The organism is Pseudoduganella lutea (genome assembly GCF_004209755.1).
Classification (GTDB): Bacteria; Pseudomonadota; Gammaproteobacteria; order Burkholderiales; family Burkholderiaceae_D; genus Rugamonas; species Rugamonas lutea.
In genome coordinates, this window is sequence record NZ_CP035913.1 from 1,573,052 (window position 1) to 1,595,941 (window position 22,890).

Here is a 22,890-nt window from a genome sequence, read left to right on the forward strand (position 1 = left end):
GATAATCTCCGGTTATGACACGACTAAGCTACTCATGAGCAACCACACCTTTCTCTGGCACGACTACGAAACGTTCGGCGCCGTGCCGCGCCGCGATCGTCCCGCGCAGTTTGCCGCCATCCGCACCGATGCCGACCTGAACGAGATCGGCGATCCAGTGATGCTTTACTGCAAGCCAGCCGACGATTACTTGCCCGACCCGCAGTCCTGCCTGATCACCGGCATCACGCCCCAGCACGCCTTGCGCGAAGGCGTGCCCGAGTACCAGTTCGCTGCCACGATCCTCGAACTCTTCGCCGAGCCCGGCACGATCGGCGTGGGCTACAACACGATCCGGTTCGACGACGAATTCACGCGATTCCTGTTCTGGCGCAACCTGATCGATCCCTATGCACGCGAATGGCAAAACGGCTGCGGCCGCTGGGATCTGCTCGACGTGGTGCGCATGTGCCACGCCTTGCGGCCCGACGGCATCGAGTGGCCTAAAGGTGATAACGGCAAGACCAGCTTCAAACTTGAATTATTGACATCAGTCAACAATTTGACCCACGACGCGGCGCACGACGCACTGTCCGACGTGCGAGCCACGATCGCGCTGGCACGGCTGATCCGCCAGAAGCAACCACGGCTGTGGGACTTTTGCCTGGCCCTGCGCGACAAGGGCCGCGCCGCGGACGAGATGGGCCTGCACCTGACGCGCGAACTGCGCAAGCCTTTCCTGCACGTGTCCGGCATGTTCCCCGCCGAACGGGGCTGCCTGGCACTCGTGTGGCCGCTGGGCGTGCACCCGACGAACAAGAACGAAGTGCTGGTGTGGGATTGCAGCCACGACCCACGCGAACTGTTCACGCTGGACCCGGAAACCATCCGCACCCGGCTGTTCAGCCGTGCCGGCGACCTGCCCGAAGGCGTCAGCCGGCTGCCCATCAAGAGCGTGCACCTGAACAAGTCGCCCATGTTGGTCGGCAACCTGAAAACGCTGAGCGCGGAAATGGCCCAGCGTTGGGGCCTCGACCTCGAACTGGCGCTCACGCATGCGCAATACGCGGCAAGCGGCCCCGACCTGTCGGCGCTGTGGGAACAGGTATTCCACCGGCCACCGGCCGAATCCGCCGACGTCGACGAAGACCTGTACGGCGGCTTCATCGGCAAGGATGACCGGCGGGTCCTCGACTCGCTGCGCCGCGAACCGCCGGGCAAGCTGGCGACGGCGTCGCCGCATTTCCAGGACGACCGGCTGGCCGAACTGCTGTTCCGCTACCGCGCCCGCAATTTCCCCGACACGCTGTCGGAACAGGAACACGAGCATTGGGAACAGCACCGCGCGGCGCGGCTGCTGGAAGGCGCCGGCGGTGCACGCAGCGTCGACCAGCTGTTCGGCGAGATCGACACGCTGTCGCAAACGGCCGACGAACGCGCCGAGCAGATCCTGGGCGAACTGTACGAGTATGCGGAGATGATCGTGCCGCAGTCGTACTAACAAGCAAAACTGGGGACAGACCCCTGTTTAGAGGAAATTTCCTTAAAACCAGGCGGTCCGGCGATCTGGTCTGTCCCCGGTTTTTCAGCGGTGCGCGTTGATTGCGTGCCGCGTTTCATCCGCCACCCGGCGTGCGGCCTGGGCGAAGTCTTCGCCGGCTTGCGGCGTTGCATACAGGATGGCGCGCGAGGAGTTGATCATCATGCCGGCACCGGCATCCGTGCGGCCGGCACGCACCGTTGCCTCGATGTCGCCGCCCTGCGCGCCGATGCCGGGAATCAGCAGCGGCATTTCGCCGACGATCGCGCGTACCGCACGGATTTCTTCCGGGAAGGTGGCGCCGACGACGAGCGCGCACTGGCCGTTGCTGTTCCACTTGTCCGCCACCAGCTGCGCCACGTGCTGGTACAGCGGCTTGCCATTCACCTCGAGGAACTGCAGGTCGGACCCGCCCTGGTTCGACGTGCGGCACAGCACGATCACGCCGCGGTCGCGCCATTCCATGTACGGCTCCACCGAATCGGCACCCATGTAGGGGCTGACCGTGACCGCGTCGGCGCCGTAGCGGTCGTAGGCTTCGCGCGCATACTGCTTTGCCGTGGCGCCGATGTCGCCTCGCTTGGAGTCGAGAATCAGCGGAATGTGCGGATGCCTGTCGCGCAGGTAGGCGCCGATGCGCTCGAGCTGCCCTTCCGCGCCCAGCGCCGCGAAGTAGGCGATCTGCGGCTTGAAGGCGCACGCCAGGTCGGCCGTGGCATCGATGATCTCCTTGCAGAAGTGGTAGATGCCATCCGGCGTGCCGCGGAACTGCGCCGGCAGGCGGTCCATGTCTGGGTCCAGGCCCACGCACAGCAGGGAGTCGTTGGCGGCCCATGCGGCGTTCAGTTTATTGATGAAATTCACGGCGGCCCCTTATCTGATAGCTTGCAAACCCTGCATTATAAGCGGCCGCCCCGCGGCGCCTCGCTATGTGCTGCACCGAACACAGCGCAGGCTGCCGGGCATGTATAGTGCCTTCAATACCGGAACGTGTCATTTCAAGGAGGAAGCATGCGCAAGACTTTCGTACGCTGGATCGCCCTGGGCCTGCTGACGGCCACGCTGTCCGGCTGCGGCTACAACGATTTCCAGACCAAGGATGAGGCAACGAAGGCCGCCTGGGGCGAAGTCGTCAACCAGTACCAGCGCCGGGCCGACCTGATCCCCAACCTCGTCAACACGGTCAAGGGTTATGCATCGCACGAGCGCGAGACGCTCGAAGCGGTGACCGCCGCGCGGTCCCGGGCCACGAGCATCCAGGTCACGCCCGAAGTACTGAACGATCCAGCTGCATTCCAGAAATTCCAGCAGGCGCAGGGCGAGCTGTCGTCGGCGCTGTCGCGGCTGATGGCGGTGTCCGAGCGCTATCCCGACCTGAAGGCCGACACCAGCTTCCGCGACCTGCAGTCGCAGCTGGAAGGCACGGAAAACCGGATCACGGTTGCAAGGCAGCGTTACATCACCTCGGTGCAGGACTACAATGTGCTCGCACGGCGCTTTCCCACGAACCTGACGGCGATGATGTTCGGCTATGACGTCAAGCCGAGCTTCACCGTGGAGAACGAGAAAGCCATCTCGACCGCGCCGACCGTCGACTTTGGCGGGAAGAAATAAGCTTGCAGGAGGTGATTACCACCATGCCGCTGGGCCCGCACGGACCGCACGACCAGGCCGCCCCACCCGCTGCCCCGCGGCGGCGCATGCGCGAACACCCGTCCGAAGGCAAATGGCTGGGTACCGCCGAGACCACCAACGAGCGCGACGTCCGTGACGCACGGGCTGGCCGGCGCGGCTTGCGTCGCCTGGTACCGCGCCCGTCGAAGCGCTGGCTCGACCATTGGCTCGTGCGCTACACGGTGCTGGTGCTGCTGTTGTGCTTTGCCTTGCTGTTCGTCGAGGCGGCCCGGGCGCAGGACGGTGCTGCGCAGGATGGCTTCGTTCCCGTGCCGGCGCTGACCGCCCGCGTAACGGACGGTGCCGGCATGCTGACGGCGCAACAGCGTGGCGCCCTCGAATCCGTGCTGGCCGACTATGAAACCCGCACCGGCAGCCAGATCGCCATCCTCACGGTGAAAAGCACGGCGCCTGAACCGATCGAGCAATACAGCATCCGCGTGACGGATGCATGGAAGCTGGGCCGCAAGGGCGTCGACGATGGCGTGCTGCTGGTGGTGGCCAAGGACAATCCTTCGTCGCTGCGCCGCCTGCGCATCGAGGCCGGCCGCGGCGTGCAGGGCGTGCTGACGGATGCGCAATCCAAGCGCGTGCTGCAGGACGTGATCGCCCCCCATTTCCGCAACAACGATTATTACGGTGGCCTGAGCGCCGGCGTGTCCGCGATCGCCACGCTGCTGGACAAGGAACAGTTCCCTGCCCCGCAGCAGCAACCGGCGCCGCGGCAGGCGCAGGCCGACGGCGGCGGTTCATGGCTGTGGCCGGCGATCCTGTTCGGCGTCTTCGTGCTGCTGCCAATGTTTCGCGGTCGCGGGCGGCGCAGCAGCGCGCACCGTTCGGGCTGGGGTTCGGGTGCGGCCGGCGTGCTGATCGGCAGTGCCCTCGGTAGCGCCCTGGGCAATGCCCACCGCGGTGGCGGATTTGGCGGCGGCGGCTTCGGTGGCGGCGGCTTCGGCGGCGGTGGCGGCGGCACATTCGATGGCGGCGGCGCCTCGGGAGACTGGTAATGGATGCGATTGCACGCTGGCGCCGCGCGTTGCGCCACCTGATGACAGGCTCGGGCGAAGGGCGCCGGTGCTTCCCTGAAAAGACGCTGGCGGCGATTGCCGCCGCGATCGCCGATGGCGAACAGCGCCACCGGGCCGAAGTGCGGCTGGTGGTCGAACCCGCGCTGCCGTTCGGCGCCGCGCTCGACGGCATGTCGAACCGGGAGCGGGCCCGTGCCCTGTTCGCGCAATATGGCGTGTGGGATACGGAAGAAAACTGCGGCGTGCTGATCTATGTGAACCTGGCCGACCACGCGGTGGACATCGTTGCCGACCGCAACGTTGGGCGGCGCATCGCCGACACCGAGTGGCAGGCGGTCTGCGGCACGATGACAGCCGCGTACAAACGCGGCGAATTCGCCGAAGGGACCGTGGCGGCACTGAACCAGCTGGCCGACCTGCTGCAGCGGCATTTCCCGTCGGATGGCTCGCGCCCGAACCAGTTGCCGGACGAAGCCGTCATCCTGTGATGCCCGTGCGATGGCGGGTCCTGCACGGATGAGTTATTCGATACTCGTATATCTATTATCGAAATTCAAAATTGGACTTATATGTGGCAGCGCAGCATAATTACACCTGTCTCCACTATTCTCCTCCAAGATAATAGTTTGAAGCCCGCCAACCAGCGGGCTTTTTTTTTTGCTGCAGCAATCCGATGACCGGGTATTGCGCCGGGTATGCCGAGTGCGCCAGGTTTGCGCACTGTCATGGCAGCGTCACATAGAAACCCTATACTCAAATCCATCTGCCACACATGCAACCGATATGCGTGGTGGCAGACCTGGTGTGCTTCGGCACACCGCTCCGAATTCGTCATTCCGCAGTGTGTGACCATGTGTTTTCGAGGAGCCGGATTTTATCGACCGACGATTGATATCGACCGATGCATCGATATCGACCGGCGATCCGGATCTGCTTTCGAATGCATCGATCACACTGCACCGCGATTCATTGCCACTTGCATCGCTATGTGATTCATCGTCTCTTGGCCCGGACAGGGTTTGAGCCCGCCTTCATGGCGGGCTCTTTTTTCTGGTACGTGCTATCGTTACGCTTTTGCCAATTCAATCTACGTCGTGCTGAAACTTCTCCACCTCTTGCTGCTTACCCCTGTATATGCGCGCCTGCGCTATTGGGGAGCAATGGCGCTGTTCGCGCTGATCGTGATCATCGGGTCGATTCCCGGCGCCCGGGCGGATGCCGGCGAAGTCGCGTCCGGCGTTGTACTGCATTCGTGCGCCTATGCGGTGCTGACGTTCCTTGTTTTCACCGGCAGCAGCGGCACGCCGGCGCAACGCGCCACGAAAGCCGTGCTCACCATCGCCGCAATGGGTATCTGCGATGAAGTGGTGCAGAGCTTCCTGCCCTACCGCCACGGGGCCATTGGTGACTGGCTGGTCGATTGCACGGCGGCCATCGTCACGTCCACGCTGCTGTGGGCACTGTGGACGAACCGCAAGGTATCCACCTGACATGCTCGTCGGGAAGCGCTGATCTGTTGGCGGCGCCGTTCGGGATCTAGCTGTTGCCGCAATCGTTTTCAATATCGGCACAGGGCTGGCCTTTCGGTACAGCCGCAGCCTCCCCGGCCACTCTGGTGGCCCGCGCCGCCGCCCAGTCTTGTTCAAGGCGCGCCTGGTCGGCATGCACGTCCATGCCGATCTTGCGCAACAGTGCCTTTGTATGGCGGCGCTGCGCAACGCTGACCATACCGCCCGTCGCACGCTCCGCATCGAGCCGCATTTCCAACAACTGTTCCACTTTCGCCAGCCGTACCAGCGCATACAGTGCATGGCGCAGCACGTGGCGCTTGCGCCGGCCGCTGTGCCCGGCCTGGCCGCCATAAGCGGCGTCCACCAGATCCGAGATCACCGCTTCCGTCCGATGCTTGAGCATATCCAACCCTTATAGTTTTCCGATGTCCAATAGCTGATTATCAAGCTGCATGGAATCGGGAGTTTGATTTGCATCAAGGGGTGACTTGCCGGCATGAACGCTGGCGCGATGGGTGTCCACATCCAGCAGGGAATACGGGGCGGTTACGGGATGGCGTGGGCACCCTGGCCGATGGCGATGCAAGGCGGGCACGGCAGCGAGCCGCGCCATGGGCGCCCGATGGTCAGTACATCTGCTCGACAGCGTAGCCGCGGCGCCGCAGCAGTTCGGGGATGCTGTCTTCGCCAACGAGGTGCAGCAAGCCGATGCCCACGAACGCCACCTCGTCGCTGCGCATGATCGCTTCGATGTGGGCGGTCATCTGCGGATTGCGCTGGCGCAGCAGCGTGCGGTCCATGAAGGTGGCGGAGACGGTATCGCCACTGGTCAGCTCGCGTGCCAGTACGGCGATGCGCGCCGCGTCGGCCGTGCTCCAGGCGTCGATCAGCCCGGCCGACTTTTGCACGGCCTTGCCGTTGTCCAGGTCGTCCAGGTTTTCAAGCAGGTATTGCTCTTGCTGGGCATCGTCCAGCGAAGCAAACAGGCTGAGCTGGTAGTCGGCCGTTTCCAGCTCGCGCACCCGCTTCTTCTGCTTTTCCGCGGCGGACAGCAGGAATCCCTCCACACCATTGTTGCGGTGATAGCCATGCTTCTCGATTTCGCCGCCGACGAGGATATTCGCGACCAGCCATGGCCGGTAGCCTTCCACATTGCTCAGCGGGATGCCGGCCTTTGCCAGCGCCCGTTCCAGCCGGGCCAGCGCATGCGGCGACAGGTGACGCGTGATCGATTCACCGGCCGGATAGCTGCCATATTTGGCCAGCGCCCGCTGGAACGGTTCGTGCACGCGGGTATCGAGTTCCAGCACGAGCGAGCTGGCATGGGCCAGCGCGCTGGTCACTTCGGGCTCGAGCGGGAAAAAGGCCTGCTTGCCTACGTGGATCGTGCCGAACAGGTAACTGGTCTTGCCCTCGTGCTGCACGCGGTACAGGGCGCCACGCCGGGGTACCGGCTTCAGCTCGATCGGCTCCGCGGTGGCAACCGCGTTGGGGACATTCATTTCCATACTATTGACGGACCAGGAGATCAATAAGGCAACGGTGAAAGTCAGATAGCGCAGCATGCAAATCTCCAACCGGCCTTTCGATAAAAGGCTGGCATGATCCGAAAACAATGAACGGTAATGCCCTGGAGTCAGCCGGGCACTGGCTGGTGGCCGCGTGAAAGCGGCTCTGTTGCTGATGGTAAAGGAATTTGCGTTGGGAGGAAATTTATTTGTGGCAGGCGAAGAAAATCGGCCGGATAGAAACAACAATATGTTTCCGTTCCGGCCGCGATGGTTGGATCGATAATATTGGTCTTCATGCCAGCGCCGCTGGCATTTTGTCTCCGCGCCGTGGCGGTATTTACTGTGCCAGTTCGACCAGCACGGCGGTATACATCTGCAGATTCAATGACAACTGTTTTTCGGTGATGAATTCATGTTCCGAATGCCCCGTGTAGACGGCGCCCGGCATGCCCGGCCCGAAGCTGACCGCATTCGGGAACAGGCGTGAATTGGTACCGCCGCCGATCGATACCGGTTTTGCATCGCGCACGCCGGTGTAATGCGCGAACACGTCGAGCAGCACCGGCACCTGGGGCGCATCCTCGCGCACCCATGGTTCGCCGATCTGCGCCTTCAGCGTGGCGCCGGGCGCATGTGCGCGCTTCCAGCCATCGAACGCGGTGTGGAACTGGCGCTCCAGTTCGGCGCCGGTCTTGCCGCGCGGGCGCCGCAGGTTCAGATTCAGTTCCAGCGCCCCGCCACTCGCCTTGAGCACCACGGGCGCCACCGTCATCGGCCCCATGAACGCATCGCGATAGGCCACGTCGCCGAATTTCTCGCCATACAGGCCGGTTCCCACCAAGTCGTTTACGAACGACACCATCGCCCCGGCCGTCGTGCCCGCCCAGGGTTGCACCGCCAGCGCATCGGCCAGCATCGCGATGGCGTTGACGCCATCCTCGGGTTTCGACGAGTGGGCCGACACGCCTTTCGCCGTGACCGTCAACCGCTGCGCGGCGCGCGAGAAACCGTAGCGCATGCCCTTCTGCCCGGCGGCGCGGGCACGGATGCGTTGCTCCAGTTCCGCCGTGGCGCCATCGATCGTGGCCGACGCATCTTCCGGGATCTGGCTGTTGAAGAAGCCACCCGTGAACGATGCCAGCGCCGGCCCGGCGACCGCCGTGCCCTTCAGCGCCGGCATCGTCACGGTCACCAGCCCCCAGCCCTTTTCCGCCGTCACCGCCGGGTACTCGGCATCGAGCGTGATGCTCACCTGCGGCGGCACATGCGTTTTCAGATAAGTTTCGAGTGGCCCCCAGTCCGACTCCTCGGCCATGTACACATACAGCTCGATGCGCTTCGTCAGCGGCACCTTGCGGTCGCTGATCGCCTTCATCGCATACAGGGCCGTGGCGATCGGGCCCTTGTCGTCCTCCGTGCCGCGGCCGAGCAGCAGGCCCGGCTCGCTCGTGCGGTCCAGCGTGAACGGCGACTGTCGCCACTTCGCGGGATCGACCGGCTGCACGTCGCCATGCGTGACGATGCCCACGCGCTCGCTCCCCTTGCCGTAGCCGATGACCAGCACGCAGCCGGCATCGTCGACGTCGAAGCCGAGGCGCTCCGCTTCCCCGCGCAGGTAATGCTTGAAGGCGATGTGCTGCGCATTGCGCTCGCACGGCACGCCTTCCTGGGCGACCGTATTGAAGCTCACCATGCGCGCCAGGGTATCGATGACCTTCTCGTGATAAGCCGTGCGGGCATGCTCGGCGGCTGCCAGCGCGACGGGGCCGGGCGCGGCCGGTGCGGCCGTGTGAAAGCATAGGGAGCACAGCGGGGCAAGCAGGGTAACGAGGGCGGCTTTTTTCAGCATGGTCGTGTGGGAAAAGATTCGTGGCGCCTCGCGCACAAGGCATTGCTTTTCCGCATTGCCTGCTGTCATCGGGCTCTAGCTTATGGTAACTTCGTACCACCAATTTTCGAGTGTACACGCACCCAACGTTTCGTGCAGACAACTCCTGGCCAGCTGCCACCCCACGTTCACCCTCGCCTGCCCACCATCCGTTTCCGGCTGGCGCTGCTGGTGCTCAGCTGCGTGCTGCCCGCCGCCATCGTGTCGGCATTCCTGATCTACGACCACTACCGCGTGGAACGCGCCAGCCTGCTGGGCGAGGCGATGGCCACCGCGCGCTCGATGGTCGCGGTGGTGGACCGCGATTTCGATACCGTCGTCACCGCGCTGTCGGCCTTGTCCGTGTCCGACGATGTCGATGCGGCGGATATCGCCGAATTCCGCCGGCAAGCCACCAACGTGCACGCAATCCTGCCGATCACGGAAATCGTGCTGTATGACGCGCCGACACGGCGCCAGCTGATGAACACCGCGACGGGGCCGGTGTCCGTCGCGCCCGGCAATGCGGCCCTGCTGCGCGACGTGATGCGCACCGGGCAGCCGGTCGTCACGGGCCTGACGCGCGACGGCGCGGGCGGGCAGACCATCACGGTTGGCGTGCCGGTCGTGCGCGAAGGCGCCGTGCGCTACGTGCTGGCGGCGCAGGTACTGCCGGCGGCGCTGGGCGCGATCCTGCGCGACCAGCAGGTGCCCGCGAGCTGGCGCGCGTCGATCCTGGACGGCGACCTGCGCATCGTCGCCCGCAACGTCGACATCGAGCGCTACCGCGGCACCCTGCCCGCTCCCGACCTGGTCGAGCGCATGCGCCGCCAGCTCGAAGATACGTTCGACGGCTCCACCGTGGACGGCAACCGGGTCGTCATGCTGTACAGCCGGTCGAGCAAGTCCGGCTGGAGCGTCACGCTGGGCATTCCCCACGCGAACCTGGCGGCGGGCCTGATGCGCACGCTGGAATCGCTGATCATCGCCACCGTGGTGATCCTGGCACTGGGTCTCGGCATGGCGTGGCTGGTCGGTGGGCGCATCGCCCATTCCGTGCAGGCGCTGATCGAACCCGCGACGGCGCTCGGTACCGGCCAGCATGTGCAACCCGCCGTGGTGGACTTCCAGGAAGCCCGGCAAGTGGCCGATTCGCTGGTGCGTGCCGCCGCCGCGCTGGACGATGCGCGCGGCCGCGCCGACAGCGAACTGCGCGAACGCCGCGCGGCCCAGGAAGCGCTGCAGGCGGCCGACCTGCGCAAGGACGAGTTCCTGGCCACGCTGGCGCACGAGCTGCGCAACCCCATGGCGCCGCTCGTCAACGCGCTCGAGATCATGCGGCTGGGCGGCCCGGGCAAGCCGCCGCCGCCCAATGTGCTGGACATCATCGAGCGCCAGCTCAAGCAGATGGTGCGCCTCGTCGACGACCTGCTCGACGTATCGCGCATCACCACCGGCAAGCTGGGCATCCGCGAAGAGACGATCGTGCTGCAGGACGTCATCAACCATTCGCTGGAGACGGCCGGCCCGCTGGTCGCGCAGCGGCGGCACGCGCTGTCGGTCAACGTGCCGGACGAACCGGTGGTACTGCAGGGCGACGCCACGCGCCTGGCGCAGGTGCTGTCGAACCTGCTGAACAATGCCGCCAAGTACACGCCGAACGGCGGGCGCCTGGCCCTGAACGCCGTGCGGCTGCACGCGCCCGACCGGGTGCGCATCGACATCAGCGACAACGGCATCGGCATCGCCGCCGAGATGCTGCCGCAGGTCTTCGACATCTTCTTCCAGGCCGACCGTTCGCTGGGCCGCGCGCAGGCCGGGCTCGGCATCGGCCTGTCGCTGGCGCGCCGGCTGGTCGAACTGCACGGCGGCACGCTCACCGCGGCCAGCCCGGGCAAGGACCTGGGCAGCACGTTCGCCATCGAACTGCCCGTCACCACCGGCGATGCGACGCCCGCCCCGGCCGGCGATGTGCGCTCGGCACCCCTGCCGCAGTTGCGCGTGCTGGTGGCGGACGACAACATCGACCACGCCAACACGCTGCGCACGCTGCTGATCGCCGCCGGGCAATCGGTCACCGTGTGCTACGACGGCCTTTCCGCGCTGCGCTGCGCCGAAAGCTTCGAGCCGCAGATCGCCTTCCTCGACATCGGCATGCCGCGCATGGATGGCTACGAACTGGCGCGGCGGCTGCGCGCCGACCCGCGCCAGCAAGACTGCATGCTGGTGGCCGTGACCGGCTGGGGCCAGGAAAAGGACCAGCAAAGCTCGCGGGCCGCTGGCTTCCACCGCCACATCGTCAAGCCGCTGGCCCCGGCCCAGCTGCGCGCCCTCCTGCAGGAACGCGCCAGCCGTGCCACAATGCACGACACTGTTTGAGCAACGCCACCCGGCCTTGCTGCAAGCGGGACTTTGCATGAAAGGCAGGGCCGCGCCACGAGCGTCGGCGCGCCCTCGTACATATCGATGATTCCACTTTCAATTCTTGATCTTTCCCCCATCGCCGAAGGCAGCCACGCCGGCGAATCGCTGCGCAACACGCTGGAACTGGCCCAGCACGGCGAACGCTGGGGCTTCAACCGCTACTGGCTGGCCGAGCACCATGGCATGCCGGGCATCGCCAGCGCCGCCACCGCCGTCGTCATTGCCCATGTGGCCGGCGGCACGAAAACGATCCGCGTGGGCGCCGGCGGCATCATGCTGCCAAACCACTCGCCGCTGGTGATCGCCGAGCAGTTCGGCACGCTGGAAGCGCTGTTCCCGGGCCGCATCGACCTGGGCCTGGGCCGCGCGCCCGGCTCGGACCAGACCACGGCCCGCGCGCTGCGCCGCAACCTCGCATCGGACGCCGACGAGTTCCCGCAGGACGTGCTGGAACTTCAGGACTACATGAGCGACTCGCCGCGCCAGCGCGTGCTGGCCGTGCCGGGCCAGGGCGCCAAGGTGCCGCTATGGATCCTGGGATCGAGCCTGTTCGGCGCCCAGCTCGCCGCGCACCTCGGCCTGCCCTATGCGTTCGCCTCGCACTTCGCGCCGCAGATGATGATGCAGGCCGTGGCCTTCTACCGGAACAACTTCAAGCCATCGGCGAACCTCGCCAGGCCCTACGTCATGCTGGGCTATAACGTGTTTGCCGCAGATACCGACGAGGAGGCGCAACTGCTCGCCACGTCGATGCAGCAAGCCTTCGTCAACCTGCGCACCGGCCATCCATCGAAACTGCCGCCGCCGGTCGCCGGTTACCGCGCCACGCTCGGCCATGCGGAAAACGCCATGCTCGACTCTGTGCTGTCCTGCTCGGCGATCGGCTCACCGGCCACCGTGGCCGCCCAGCTGAACGCCTTCATCGCCAGCACGCAGCCCGACGAATTGATGGTTACCTCGCAGATCCACGACCACCGCGCCCGGCTGCGCTCGTACGAAATCCTCGGCGACATCCTGCGCGGCTGACACCCGGCAAGCTGTAAAACCAGGCCCAGGCCCCGTTCCGGCATTTTGTCGGAATCGGCCGGGCGGCATACGCTCGCGCTATCGGGCACCTCTATTTAGTACCGTCTGAATATATTTCCTTAAAACAGGGGTCAGACCCCTGTTTTAAGGAAATCTTTCTAGAATCGGCAGACAGGCGCCCTGGCAGTGGCCGGGCGGATTCAGCAACAAAAGGAATTTGCAGTGCACACTCAACAACAAGAACAACCGGACATCTCCGCCGCCATGGTCTGGCTGATGGCCACGGCGACGGGGCTCATCGTCGCGAACCTGTACTACGCGCAGCCGCTGGTCGGGCCGATCAGCCGGGCGACGGGGCTCGATGCGGGCGCCGCCGGCCTCATCGTCACGCTGACGCAGCTCGGCTACTGCCTCGGCATGATCTTCATCGTGCCGCTCGGCGACCTGGTCGAGAACCGCAAGCTGATCGTGACGGCGCTGGCGGGCACCGCGTGCGCGCTCGGCGTGGCCGCGTTCAGCACCAGCGCGGCGCTGTTCCTGGCCGCGATGTTCGGCATCGGCCTCGGCTCGGTGGCGGCGCAGGTCATCGTGCCGTTCGCGTCGCACCTGGCGCGGCCGGAAACGCGCGGGCAGACGGTGGGCACGGTCGTCAGCGGCCTGATGCTGGGGATCATGCTGGCGCGGCCCGTGGCGGGCCTCGTCACCGACGCGCTGGGCTGGCATGCGATCTTCGTGCTGTCGGCGCTCGTCATGGCCGGCCTGGCGCTCGTGCTGAAACAGCGCCTGCCGCTGCGCGACCCGGTACAGCCGGGCGGGCAGCAACACACGTACCCCGCGCTGCTGGCGTCGCTGTGGACGCTGCTGAAGACCACGCCGATCCTGCGCCGCCGTTCCGCCTACCAGTTCTGCATGTTCGGCGCCTTCAGCCTGTTCTGGACCACCGTCCCGCTGATCCTCGCCAGCCCGGTGTTCGGCCTGTCGCAGACCGGCATCGCGATCTTCGCGCTGGTGGGCGTGGCGGGGGCCCTCGCCTCGCCGATCGCCGGCCGGCGCGCCGACCAGGGCAAATCCCGTTCGACGACGGCGATCGCGCTCGTGGCCGCCGCCCTGTCCCTCGTTGCCCCGCTGGCGTTCCACGGTGGCCGCACGTTCGAACTGGGCCTGCTGGCGGCAGCCGCGATCGTGCTGGACGGCGCCGTCTCCGCCAGCCTCGTCACCGGCCAGCGGGCGCTCTACGCGCTGAGCGCCGACGTGCGCTCGCGCCTGAACGGCCTGTACATGGCGATCTTCTTCATGGGTGGCGCACTGGGCTCGTCGGTGGGCGGTTGGATGTACGCGCACCACGGCTGGCAGGGCGTGCTGATGACGGGCCTGCTGTTCCCGGCGGCCGGCATGATGGTCTTCGCCACCGAGCAACGGCAGCCGCGCGCCGTCACACCTTGACGAACCAGCGCCGCCGCCACATGCCCCAGGCGACGGCGTACATGGCCAGCACGAAGGCCACCGCGTAGGCCAGCGACGCGGCCTTCGGCACCAGCGGCAGCGCCGCGATCGGCGCATACAGCGCGCCGTGCCAGCCGAGGTGACCGATCATGTTCACGACCACGCCAGACAGCGCATAGAGGAACAGCGCGTTCATGCCGAAGATGACGAACGGCCGCGCCAGCGCCGCCATGCGCTCGCGCAACGCGGCGGACGGCGCGGCATCGAGCAGCCAGTAGAACGCACCGAACACCAGCAGCGCCCAGCCGGTGGTCATCACGCAGAACGACGTCGTCCACAGGCTCTTGTTGACCGGCATGAGCACGACATCGAGCATCGCGCCGGCCAGCACGAACGCCAGCCCGGCCAGCAGCAGCCACACGGTGCGTTCGACGGCATCCACGCGCGCGGCCAGCCAGCGCCCCGCCAGCACGCCGAAGAGCTGGCTGCACAGCGCGGGAATGGTCGAGAACAGCCCTTCCGGGTCCCAAGTCCTCGACACCGGCCACAGATGTCCGGACAGCACCAAGCGATCGATCCACGACGCGGCATCGCGCCCCTTTTCCAGCACGCCCGCCGCGACGACGCCGTCGACACCCGGCACCGGCAACAGCAGCATCACGGCGCTATAGAACGCCAGCAGCGCCACGATCCACGCCACCTGCCCGCGCCAGCCGTAGTACACGACGATGGGCGCGGCCAGCGCCGTGCACAGCGCGATCCGCTGCAGTACGCCGGGAATGCGCACGGTGGAGAAATCGAACGCAGGGAACAGGTTGAGGAACAGGCCGATTGCGAAGATCAGCGCGGCGCGCCGCCACAGTTTCGCCAGCAGCGCCCCTTTGTCCGCACCGGCTTCCGCCTGGCGCCCCAGCGACAGCGTCATCGACACGCCGCCGATGAACAGGAAAAACGGAAAGATCCAGTCGGTGAACGTCCAGCCATGCCAGTCGGCGTGCGCCAGCTGCGAATACAGGTTGCCCCAGTCACCCGGGTTATTCACCAGCAGCATCGCGGCGATCGTGAAACCGCGGAAGGCGTCGAGGGAGAGCAAGCGTTGTGAAGTCATCCGGCACCGGGCGTTATGGACGAGCGACGACTATAGAACACGCGAGCCGCCGCTGTCCATCGCCACGCCGTGCTCCACGCGCGGGCGGCCGGTTGACGCCCCGCCGCCGGTTCCCCGATACTGCGCGCATGACTTCCTACATCGGCCGCTTCGCCCCTTCCCCCACCGGTCCCCTGCACCTCGGTTCGCTCGTCGCCGCCATGGCCAGCTACCTCGACGCGAAGGTGCACGGTGGCCAGTGGCTGGTGCGCATCGAAGACCTCGACCGCGACCGCAACGTGGCCGGCGCGGACGAGCATATCCTTGCATCGCTGCGCCGCTGCGGCATGGCGTGGGATGGCGAAGTGACGTGGCAAACGCGCCGCCAGCACCTGTACGAAGCGGCACTGGCGCAGCTGGCGGAGCACGTGTACCCGTGCGGCTGCTCGCGCCGGGAAATCGCCGATTCCCAGGTCAACCTGCAGGCACTGCAGCCCAACGCCACGCTCGTTTACCCGGGCACGTGCCGCGCCGGCCTGGCGCCGGGCAAGGCAGCGCGCGCGCTGCGCCTGCGCACCCCGCAGCAGCCGCGCCGCGTGATCGGCTTCCAGGACCGCTGGCACGGACACGTCGAGCAGGACATCACGGCCGAGGTGGGCGATTTCGTGATCCGCCGGGCGGACGGCTTCTGGGCCTATCAACTGGCCGTCGTCGTCGACGATGCCGCGCAGGGCATCACCGACATCGTCCGCGGCGCCGACCTGCTCGATTCCACGCCGCGCCAGCTCTACCTGCAGGAACTGCTGGGCGTGCCGCATCCGCGCTACCTGCATGTGCCGGTCGTCGCCAATGCCGACGGCGAGAAGCTGTCGAAGCAGACCGGCGCGGCGGCGTTCGACAACGGTGCGCCCCCCGCGCAACTGCTGACCCAAAGCCTGCTGCCCGCCGCCCGCTTCCTTGGCCTGCACGTCGAGGCGGCCACCATTCCCGATTTCTGGGCCGCCGCCGTGCCGGCCTGGGCCAGCCTCCTGCGTACGCGCCACACGCAATGATCCCCCATTCGCCATGCGCCGCGGCGCCGGCGCCGGCGCCGGCAGCGTTATCGGGACATTGACGCATCGCCCTGTAGGACTGGTCCTCCGGCCGATCGTGGGTTGGCGAACAGACCCGCGCATCCCCGGCACGCATACTTCACCCATCGCTTTCACAGGAGGTGAACCATGCGACGCTTCATTCTTCCCTTCGCCCTCGGCCTGGCCACCTTGGCCACCGCGGGCGTTGGCGCCAACGATCAGATCTACAAGTGCATCGATCCGAATGGCGCCACGATGTTGTCCGACAAGCCCTGCGCCATCGTGCAGTCCGTGCCCGCCTCCGACACGGCCCCCGCAACCGGCGATGTGACGCCGGGCGTGACTGCAGGCGTGGCCGAAATGCCGGCCATCGACGAAGGCCGGCCGCAGGTCGTCAAGGAATACTTCAAGCTGCCCGCGGCGGAAATCGACCAGCAGAACCGGCCCAAGCCGCTGCTCGTCAGCACGCCGCCCAAGGTGGACGTGGCGACGCTCAAGGCTGCCCGGCTGAAGCTCGAGCTGGAAGACAAGACGGCATCGCTGCGCCAGGCCAGCCTCGATTGATCGTGGCGCCGGAGACACACTCCGGCTTGCACGAATAAAGTCACTGCGCGTGCCGGCATTGGCATGCGCGTAAAGGCTGCGTTGCAGAGCCAAATGCCGTAAAGTCTTAGCTAGCGCTACCAAAGTTTATTTCCTCACCTCCCTTCCCTCCCAGAAATTGCCGTATAGCCACGGCACTTTGTTACAAATAATTCATCTTTCTCCTTTGACACTTGGTAGCCGCACTGCCGAGAATGGCTTGCCGCATTGACCACAAATCAACGTGCCGGAGATCCCGGCCGCGGCGCCACTTGGTGATCCATCAACGACTACAAGGAATGCACATGAAGATGAAGCAGGCTTACATGGTGTTGGCACTGGCATGTGCCGCGGGCAGTGCCGCCGCGGCCACGACGGACTTTTCTTCCGGCGCACAAGGCTGGGAAGGAACGCAACCGGCAAGCGGGATCGGCGGCTCCGGCATCGACGAGACGCTTGGCAATGGCGCACCAGCCTATCGCACGATCATCAACAACTTCGGCATCACTTTCGCCAACAGCACGAACGCCGAGTTCGTGCGCGACTACACAGCCACGTCGTCCGTCACGTTCGGCATCGACGTGCTGGCGCAGCAGGTCAGCTTCTTTGGCCAGGACGTGACGCGCGACCTGGTACTGGAACTGCGCGACTACGACAACGCCAGCGCGGGCCTGCCCTACACGAGCGTGTGGTACACGGTGGGCACGCTCGACGCGTCGAACGAAGGCTGGAAGCACTTCTCCGTCACCATCGACGACACGTCGGCCATCGGCCTGCCATCGGGCTGGGGCGGCTATGGTGCCGAGGAAGCGGACGGCACGCCCTACCTGCCGGCGGACCGCACGTTCGCCAGCGTGCTGGCTGGCGTGGACGAGATCGCGTTCACTACCTACAAGCCGGGCTATATGTACGGCTTCACGGACTTCGACGTGGCAGTCGACAACATCACCGTCAGCGCCGTGCCGGAACCGGGGACGTACGCGATGATGCTGGCCGGCCTGGGCCTGGTGGGCGTCGTGGCCCGCCGCCGCAAAGCGGGCCGCAACGCCTGATGCGCCGTTGATGCGTTACTGATGCGTTACTAAGTTCGCAGTGGCGCTTGCCTGGACGCAGCGCACGCGCCGGCGCATGATGCAAGCCGAACGACGATCGCCTGCCGGCATCGTCGTTTTTCATCCACGGTCCTATAATGCGCGCTCTGCCGATACCGCGAGAACGCCATGACCAGTCCTGATCCCCGCCCCGCCGTCGTGCTGCTGCACAGTTCGATGAGCTCGCGCAGCCAGTGGGCCGCGCTGATGGCCGCGCACGAAGCGGACTACCGTTTCATCGCGCTCGACCTGCTGGGCTATGGCAAGGCGCCGTTCCCCGATGCGGCCATGCAGGCCGGTTTCTCGCTGGTGCACGAAGCCGATGCCGTCCAGGCCGCCCTCGCGGCCCACCTGGCGGACGACGAACCGTTCCATCTCGTCGGCCACTCGTACGGCGGCGCCACGGCATTGCGCCTGGCCCGCACCGCCCCCGGCCGCATCCGCTCGCTGGCCGTGTTCGAACCCGTCGCCTTCCACCTGCTCGACGAAAGCGACCAGGCCCGCGCCGAGGTGTGCGCCGTCATCGCCGCGATCGAAGCCGCCCCGACCGCAGAAGAAGCCACGCGCAGCTTCATCGATTACTGGAACGGCCCCGGCGCCTTCGATGGCATGCCCGCCCCCATGCGCGAGCGCTTTACCGGGCAAGTGGCGAAAGTGAAGCTCGACTTCGTGGCCCTGCTCGGCGAGCCCGCCACGTTGCGCGACATGGCCGCGATCGGCATCCCCTCCCTCGTGCTCACCGGCCGCGCCGGCCCGGCGTCCACACACGCTGTCGCCACGCGCCTCGCCACCGCCCTGCCCCGCGTCACCACCGCGCAAACGCCGGGCGGCCACATGGCCCCGATCACGCACGCCGCCGACGTCAACCGTGAAATCGTCGCTTTCCTGCAAAGTGTTGCCTGAAACCGGGGTCAGACCCCAATTCCAGGAAATATTTCCCAAATTCGGGGTCTGACCCCGGTTTTTAGCAACACTACTCTGATGAAACACCGATCCCGTCCACTCACCGATGGCGAAATCGCCTGCTGCCGCAAGCTGTTCGGCGCGGCGCTGGACTGTGCGCGCGTGCGCATCCATGCGCGTGGCTGGTTTTTCGGCTGGCAGTGGCGCCACACGGCGATGGCGCCAGATGGGCATGTCTGGTTCCGGCCCGAGGATTTCCGCGACGATTTTTCGCGCGAGCCGGCGTGGCGGCTGCTCTGGTTCATGCACGAGATGGTGCACGTGTGGCAGTGGCAGCTGGGCTACCCGGTGATGTGCCGCGGCGCCCTGCGCATCGGCCTTTCCTATCGCTACCAGCTCGCGCCGGGCCGGCGGCTGGCGGACTACAACATGGAAGCGCAGGGCGACCTGCTGGCCGACTGGTTCGCGCTGCGCTGGCTCGGCGAACCCGGCGCCATGCACCAGAAGCAGTATGCGGCCGACGCCTGGCTGTTCGAGGACGTGCTGGCCGGGTTCCTGGCCGATCCGGCGGATGCCGCCAGCCTGCCGCGCGCCAGCCTGCCGTTCGCGGCGCCGGCCATGGCCTGGCTCAGGCGCCGTCGGGCTGCATGAGCCAGGCCGCCAGGTCCTCGCGCGGCAGCGGCCGCGCATACAGGTAGCCCTGCGCCTTGTCGCATTGCAGCGTGCGCACCACGTTGGCCTGTTCGGCCGTCTCGATGCCTTCGGCCACCGTGTTCATGCCCAGGCTCTGCGCCACCTTCACGGTGGCTTCGATGAGCACGCGATGATGGTGGCTCGTTTCGCTCTGGCTGACGAACGAGCGGTCGATCTTCACCGTGTCCACCGGCAGCAGGTGCAGGCTGGCCAGCGACGAATAACCGGTGCCGAAATCATCGAGCGCGAGCGTGATGCCGAGCGCCTTCAGTTCGTGCAGGCGCTGCTGCACGTCGGTATCCTGCGCCGCCAGGCTTTCCGTCACTTCGAGCTGAAGGCGCTGCGCATCCATGCCCGTGTCGGCAAGGATGCGCGCCACGGTGTCCACCCATTCGCGGTGCCCCAGCTGGGCGCGCGACAGGTTGACGGCCAGCAGCCGCGGCGCCAGCGCGCCAAGCTCGTGCTGCCAGCGCATGAAATCGCGGCAGGCCTGTTCGAGCACGAAATCGCCGAGCGGGCCAATCAGGCCGCTCTCCTCGGCCACGCCGATGAATTCGAACGGCGGCACGATGCCGCGCACCGGGTGCCGCCAGCGCACCAGCGCCTCCACGCCGGCGGAGCGGTCGGTGCCGCCGGCGGCGCCCAGCCCCACCACCGGCTGGTAGACCACGAACAACTGGTCGGACTGCAGCGCCTGGCGCAGGTCGGTCTCGATATCGGTGCGGCGCGCGGCCCGTTCGCGCATCGCGGACTCGAAGCGCACGAAGCGCGCACCGCCGCTGCGCTTGGCTTCCACCATCGCGATGCCGGCATCGCGCAGCAGCGCGTCGGGATCGTTGCCGTCGCCCCAGGCAATGCCCACGCTGACATTGCAGATGACTTCATGCGCCTGCAGGTGGAAGACGCGGCCGATCGCGCCGATCAGCCGCGCGGCCACGCTTTCCGCATCCTCCACACGGCGCAGGCCATCGAGCACGACGACGAATTCGTCGCCGCCGACCCGGGCCGCGAGTTGCCCGGCGCGCTGGCCCAGCGCGATGTGGTCGGTGGGCGGGCGCAGCACGTTGCGGATGCGCTCGGCCACGAGGACCAGCAGCTGGTCGCCCATTGCCTGGCCGAGCGTGTCGTTCACCTGGCGGAAGCGGTCGCAGTTCATGAACAGCACCGCAAAGCCGGTATCCTTCCCGCCGCCGGCAGCGTCGTGCTCCAGGATCCTGCGCAATTCCTCATGCACCGCGCTGCGGTTCGGCATGCGCGTGAGCGCATCGGTGCGGGCCGCCGACGACAGCCGGCTGGCCAGCCGCTCCTGCTCGCGCCGCGCCTCCAGCGTGATGTCGTTCACGGCCACCATCAGCCTTTGCGGGTCGATCTTCATCACCGACAGCGACAGCACCAGCGGGCCATCCCGCCCGTCCGGGCCTTCGATCCGCATGCCCTCGACCACCACGCCGGACGGGGTGTCGCAGCGCGCCACGTCATCGCGCAGGCCGGGCGCTGCGCGCGCGAAGATCGCGTACAGGTTGTCGAGCGCACCCTGCGGTGCCAGGGGCATCAGCAGCTGCGAAGCCATCGGATTGAGCATGTCGATGGCGCCGTCGATATCGGCCTGCAGCAGGCCGATCGGCGTGCGATACATGAACTGGACCAGGGCCTCGTAGGCAAGTTTGTCGTCGTGCTTCATCATGCGGCGGTATCGGTCGATTGGGAACTCCAGCATTCCACGCGATTGCGCCCGGCAGCCTTCGCGGCATACAGTGCGGCGTCGGCGCGCTTGACCAGGTCGTCGATACCGGCCATCTGCGCATCCCATGCGGCCACGCCGGCGCTGACGGTGAACGTTACGGCGACCCCGTCGACCCGCACCGTCAGCCCTTCCACGGCAGCCAGCAGGCGCTTTGCCACAGAGCACGCCTGTGCCAATTCGGTCGATGGCAGCAGCACGGCGAACTCCTCGCCGCCCAGGCGGGATACCACGTCCACGGCGCGGAACGTGGTGCGCAGCGCCTCCGCGAATGCGCGCAGCACGGCATCGCCGACCGGGTGGCCATGCGTGTCGTTGACGCGCTTGAAGTGATCGAGATCGAACAGCGCCAGCGCGACAGGCCGCGGAAAGCGGCGCGCGCGGCCCAGTTCCAGCTCGGCCGCGTGGAAGAAGCCGCGCCGGTTGGCCACGCCGGTCAGGTGATCGGAAAACACGGCCTGGCGCCAGCCTTCGCTGGCCGCGCGCCGGTCGGTGATATCGCGCAGCACCAGGCAGTAGGCCGGCTCGGTGTCCGGCGCCCCGGGGTCGCCGTCGGGCAGCGGCGTGATCATCGCGCTGGCCCAGAACGGCGTGCCGTCGGCGCGCATGCGCAAGCCTTCGTCCACGCTCCAGCCACTGGCATCGGCCTCGCGCAGCAGGTCGCGCGCCCGTTCCGGCGTGGTCGTGTCTTCGGGCTCGAACACGGCATAGGGCTGGCCCACGATCGCTTCCGTGTACCCGGTCACCCGGCCGATGCTGTCGTTCCACTGCTCGACCCGGCCCTCACGATCCAGGCTCACCAGCGCATAGTCGGCAACGCTGGCCAGCAGCGCGTTCAGCCAGGCGTCGCTTTGCCGCAGCTGGCGGTCGCGCTGCACCTGCAGCGTCACGTCCTGCAGCACGGCCATCAGCCGCGCGGGATCGAGCTTGACGATCGACAGCGACAGGATGGCGGGCTCGTTGCGCCGGCCGCCGCCATGCAGGTGGATGTGCAGGCCATCGCAGATCCGGCCACGCGGCGCCGTGAATTCGCTGCACAGCATGCGCACTTCCGGCGCCACGTCCTGCAGCGCGGTGAACAGGTTGTCCAGGCAGCCATCGCGCGACAACGGCATCAGCAGTTGCGCCGAGATGGGATTGCTCAGCGTGATGGCGCCATCGGCCTGCGCCTGCACCAGCCCCACCGGCGCCAGGTACAGGAACTGCATCAGTGCTTCGTGCTCGGCCCCGATGTCGGGGTCGGCCGCGGGCGCGGTACTCACGGCTGGCGCTGCACGAGCACGTAACGGGTGGCGGCGCCGGGCGACGACAGCAGCCGCAGCCGCACCTTCGTGGGGCGCATCCGCAACGTCAGCACATAGGGAATGGTTTCATCGAGCGCGACGCCATCGGCCTGCGCATCGTCGAAACGCTGGGCCACCATGAAGTTGTTCATGCACGGCGCCACGCTGGTGAAGAAATGCTGCCCCACCACGCTGTGCGGCGACAGGCCGGCCGCCTGCGATTCGAAGCGGTTGTAGCGCTGCACGACGGTCGTGTCGTCGAAACCGATGATGCCGAACGTTGCCTCATCGAGCTGTTCGTCGGTAAGCGTGGCGAGGCGCTGGCCCAGGTCGGGGTGGTCGAAAGCAAGGTCAGTCATCGTTAACTCCCGGAAACAGAATGCAAACAGACATCATCGCACGAATAGGTTGATGTGTGGCAATAGATGCTGACA

General features: G+C 66.5%; 22 protein-coding genes. 13 read left to right on the top strand and 9 right to left on the bottom strand.

What is annotated here, in order from left to right:
- The first annotated feature begins 34 nt into the window (after positions 1–34).
- The gene (sbcB, locus tag EWM63_RS06685; RefSeq protein ID WP_130185830.1) at positions 35–1,480 is read left to right on the top strand and encodes an exodeoxyribonuclease I; all 1,446 of its coding nucleotides are present in this window, start codon (positions 35–37) and stop codon (positions 1,478–1,480) included.
- 84 nt (positions 1,481–1,564) lie between these two features.
- On the opposite strand, the gene pyrF is transcribed toward sbcB, so the two are convergent.
- The gene (pyrF, locus tag EWM63_RS06690) at positions 1,565–2,383 is read right to left on the bottom strand and encodes an orotidine-5'-phosphate decarboxylase (protein ID WP_130185831.1); all 819 of its coding nucleotides are present in this window, start codon (positions 2,381–2,383) and stop codon (positions 1,565–1,567) included.
- Between the two features lie 147 nt (positions 2,384–2,530).
- On the opposite strand from pyrF, the gene EWM63_RS06695 reads away from it, so the two are divergent.
- The 4 genes from EWM63_RS06695 to EWM63_RS06710 all read left to right on the top strand — a co-directional run bounded on the left by EWM63_RS06695 (position 2,531) and on the right by EWM63_RS06710 (position 5,711).
- Complete coding sequence (locus EWM63_RS06695) at positions 2,531–3,133, top strand: LemA family protein (protein WP_130185832.1); 603 nt, start codon at positions 2,531–2,533, stop codon at positions 3,131–3,133.
- A 242-nt stretch (positions 3,134–3,375) separates the two neighbouring features.
- Positions 3,376–4,200 (top strand): TPM domain-containing protein, encoded by an 825-nt coding sequence (locus EWM63_RS06700; protein WP_371861236.1) that lies wholly within the window; start codon positions 3,376–3,378, stop codon positions 4,198–4,200.
- Positions 4,200–4,709, top strand: coding sequence for a TPM domain-containing protein (locus EWM63_RS06705; protein WP_130185833.1), 510 nt, complete (start codon positions 4,200–4,202; stop codon positions 4,707–4,709). Before EWM63_RS06700 ends, EWM63_RS06705 begins: the two co-directional genes overlap by 1 nt.
- Before the next feature lie 606 nt (positions 4,710–5,315).
- Positions 5,316–5,711: a VanZ family protein gene (locus tag EWM63_RS06710; protein ID WP_229487771.1), complete on the top strand. Its 396-nt coding sequence runs from the start codon at positions 5,316–5,318 to the stop codon at positions 5,709–5,711.
- A gap of 46 nt (positions 5,712–5,757) precedes the next feature.
- Here EWM63_RS06710 and EWM63_RS06715 read toward each other — a convergent pair whose 3' ends face one another.
- The 4 genes from EWM63_RS06715 to EWM63_RS06725 form a co-directional block, all read right to left on the bottom strand.
- Positions 5,758–6,135, bottom strand: a complete 378-nt coding sequence (locus EWM63_RS06715; RefSeq protein ID WP_130185834.1) for a hypothetical protein — start codon at positions 6,133–6,135, stop codon at positions 5,758–5,760.
- Positions 6,136–6,358: 223 nt separating this feature from the next.
- Positions 6,359–7,234 carry a TraB/GumN family protein gene (locus tag EWM63_RS06720; protein WP_130185835.1) on the bottom strand — a complete coding sequence of 292 codons (876 nt, stop codon included), beginning with the start codon at positions 7,232–7,234 and terminating at the stop codon, positions 6,359–6,361.
- Between the two features lie 134 nt (positions 7,235–7,368).
- On the bottom strand, positions 7,369–7,539 hold the full coding sequence (locus tag EWM63_RS31700) for a hypothetical protein (RefSeq protein WP_165390763.1): 171 nt from the start codon (positions 7,537–7,539) through the stop codon (positions 7,369–7,371).
- A 41-nt stretch (positions 7,540–7,580) separates the two neighbouring features.
- Entirely contained in the window at positions 7,581–9,092 is a 1,512-nt protein-coding gene (locus tag EWM63_RS06725; RefSeq protein WP_130185836.1) for a dipeptidase, read from the bottom strand.
- A gap of 132 nt (positions 9,093–9,224) precedes the next feature.
- Here EWM63_RS06725 and EWM63_RS06730 point away from each other — a divergent pair, with 132 nt between their 5' ends.
- The 3 genes from EWM63_RS06730 to EWM63_RS06740 all read left to right on the top strand — a co-directional run bounded on the left by EWM63_RS06730 (position 9,225) and on the right by EWM63_RS06740 (position 14,003).
- Positions 9,225–11,489: a hybrid sensor histidine kinase/response regulator gene (locus EWM63_RS06730; RefSeq protein ID WP_130185837.1), complete on the top strand. Its 2,265-nt coding sequence runs from the start codon at positions 9,225–9,227 to the stop codon at positions 11,487–11,489.
- A gap of 87 nt (positions 11,490–11,576) precedes the next feature.
- Positions 11,577–12,560, top strand: coding sequence for an LLM class flavin-dependent oxidoreductase (locus EWM63_RS06735; RefSeq protein ID WP_130185838.1), 984 nt, complete (start codon positions 11,577–11,579; stop codon positions 12,558–12,560).
- Between the two features lie 264 nt (positions 12,561–12,824).
- Complete coding sequence (locus EWM63_RS06740; RefSeq protein ID WP_130190234.1) at positions 12,825–14,003, top strand: MFS transporter; 1,179 nt, start codon at positions 12,825–12,827, stop codon at positions 14,001–14,003.
- Here the strand turns inward: EWM63_RS06740 and EWM63_RS06745 are convergent.
- Positions 13,993–15,111 carry an acyltransferase family protein gene (locus EWM63_RS06745; protein WP_130185839.1) on the bottom strand — a complete coding sequence of 373 codons (1,119 nt, stop codon included), beginning with the start codon at positions 15,109–15,111 and terminating at the stop codon, positions 13,993–13,995. The genes EWM63_RS06740 and EWM63_RS06745 overlap by 11 nt on opposite strands.
- Before the next feature lie 128 nt (positions 15,112–15,239).
- Between EWM63_RS06745 and gluQRS the strand changes: the two genes are divergently transcribed.
- From gluQRS to EWM63_RS06770, 5 genes are all read left to right on the top strand, one after another.
- A complete protein-coding gene (gene gluQRS / locus EWM63_RS06750) occupies positions 15,240–16,142 on the top strand; it encodes a tRNA glutamyl-Q(34) synthetase GluQRS (protein ID WP_130185840.1) in 903 nt (300 codons plus the stop codon).
- Positions 16,143–16,310: 168 nt separating this feature from the next.
- Positions 16,311–16,727, top strand: a complete 417-nt coding sequence (locus EWM63_RS06755) for a DUF4124 domain-containing protein (protein WP_130185841.1) — start codon at positions 16,311–16,313, stop codon at positions 16,725–16,727.
- 323 nt (positions 16,728–17,050) lie between these two features.
- A complete protein-coding gene (locus tag EWM63_RS06760; protein ID WP_130185842.1) occupies positions 17,051–17,797 on the top strand; it encodes a PEPxxWA-CTERM sorting domain-containing protein in 747 nt (248 codons plus the stop codon).
- Between the two features lie 168 nt (positions 17,798–17,965).
- Positions 17,966–18,739, top strand: a complete 774-nt coding sequence (locus tag EWM63_RS06765) for an alpha/beta fold hydrolase (protein WP_130185843.1) — start codon at positions 17,966–17,968, stop codon at positions 18,737–18,739.
- 78 nt (positions 18,740–18,817) lie between these two features.
- Positions 18,818–19,390 (top strand): Rhs element Vgr protein, encoded by a 573-nt coding sequence (locus tag EWM63_RS06770; RefSeq protein WP_130185844.1) that lies wholly within the window; start codon positions 18,818–18,820, stop codon positions 19,388–19,390.
- Here the strand turns inward: EWM63_RS06770 and EWM63_RS06775 are convergent.
- From EWM63_RS06775 to EWM63_RS06785, 3 genes are read right to left on the bottom strand one after another with little or no spacing between them, the layout of a single operon-like run.
- Positions 19,368–21,116 (bottom strand): putative bifunctional diguanylate cyclase/phosphodiesterase, encoded by a 1,749-nt coding sequence (locus EWM63_RS06775; RefSeq protein WP_229487772.1) that lies wholly within the window; start codon positions 21,114–21,116, stop codon positions 19,368–19,370. The genes EWM63_RS06770 and EWM63_RS06775 overlap by 23 nt on opposite strands.
- A complete protein-coding gene (locus EWM63_RS06780; protein WP_229487773.1) occupies positions 21,113–22,435 on the bottom strand; it encodes a sensor domain-containing diguanylate cyclase in 1,323 nt (440 codons plus the stop codon). Before EWM63_RS06780 ends, EWM63_RS06775 begins: the two co-directional genes overlap by 4 nt.
- Positions 22,432–22,815: a phosphonate transporter gene (locus tag EWM63_RS06785; protein WP_130185845.1), complete on the bottom strand. Its 384-nt coding sequence runs from the start codon at positions 22,813–22,815 to the stop codon at positions 22,432–22,434. Before EWM63_RS06785 ends, EWM63_RS06780 begins: the two co-directional genes overlap by 4 nt.
- Positions 22,816–22,890: the final 75 nt, after the last annotated feature.

Excerpts from the sequence above, each read along its gene's own strand:
- EWM63_RS06695 (WP_130185832.1), top strand. The coding sequence starts at position 2,531 with ATGCGCAAGACTTTCGTACGCTGGATCGCCCTGGGCCTGCTGACGGCC.
- sbcB (WP_130185830.1), top strand. The coding sequence starts at position 35 with ATGAGCAACCACACCTTTCTCTGGCACGACTACGAAACGTTCGGCGCC.
- EWM63_RS06715 (WP_130185834.1), bottom strand. The coding sequence starts at position 6,135 with ATGCTCAAGCATCGGACGGAAGCGGTGATCTCGGATCTGGTGGACGCC.
- EWM63_RS06705 (WP_130185833.1), top strand. The coding sequence starts at position 4,200 with ATGGATGCGATTGCACGCTGGCGCCGCGCGTTGCGCCACCTGATGACA.
- EWM63_RS06720 (WP_130185835.1), bottom strand. The coding sequence starts at position 7,234 with ATGAATGTCCCCAACGCGGTTGCCACCGCGGAGCCGATCGAGCTGAAG.
- EWM63_RS06775 (WP_229487772.1), bottom strand. The coding sequence starts at position 21,116 with ATGATGAAGCACGACGACAAACTTGCCTACGAGGCCCTGGTCCAGTTC.
- EWM63_RS06785 (WP_130185845.1), bottom strand. The coding sequence starts at position 22,815 with ATGACTGACCTTGCTTTCGACCACCCCGACCTGGGCCAGCGCCTCGCC.
- EWM63_RS06765 (WP_130185843.1), top strand. The coding sequence starts at position 17,966 with ATGACCAGTCCTGATCCCCGCCCCGCCGTCGTGCTGCTGCACAGTTCG.
- EWM63_RS06755 (WP_130185841.1), top strand. The coding sequence starts at position 16,311 with ATGCGACGCTTCATTCTTCCCTTCGCCCTCGGCCTGGCCACCTTGGCC.
- EWM63_RS06745 (WP_130185839.1), bottom strand. The coding sequence starts at position 15,111 with ATGACTTCACAACGCTTGCTCTCCCTCGACGCCTTCCGCGGTTTCACG.
- EWM63_RS31700 (WP_165390763.1), bottom strand. The coding sequence starts at position 7,539 with ATGAAGACCAATATTATCGATCCAACCATCGCGGCCGGAACGGAAACA.
- gluQRS (WP_130185840.1), top strand. The coding sequence starts at position 15,240 with ATGACTTCCTACATCGGCCGCTTCGCCCCTTCCCCCACCGGTCCCCTG.
- EWM63_RS06770 (WP_130185844.1), top strand. The coding sequence starts at position 18,818 with ATGAAACACCGATCCCGTCCACTCACCGATGGCGAAATCGCCTGCTGC.
- EWM63_RS06725 (WP_130185836.1), bottom strand. The coding sequence starts at position 9,092 with ATGCTGAAAAAAGCCGCCCTCGTTACCCTGCTTGCCCCGCTGTGCTCC.
- EWM63_RS06735 (WP_130185838.1), top strand. The coding sequence starts at position 11,577 with ATGATTCCACTTTCAATTCTTGATCTTTCCCCCATCGCCGAAGGCAGC.
- EWM63_RS06740 (WP_130190234.1), top strand. The coding sequence starts at position 12,825 with ATGGTCTGGCTGATGGCCACGGCGACGGGGCTCATCGTCGCGAACCTG.
- EWM63_RS06760 (WP_130185842.1), top strand. The coding sequence starts at position 17,051 with ATGAAGATGAAGCAGGCTTACATGGTGTTGGCACTGGCATGTGCCGCG.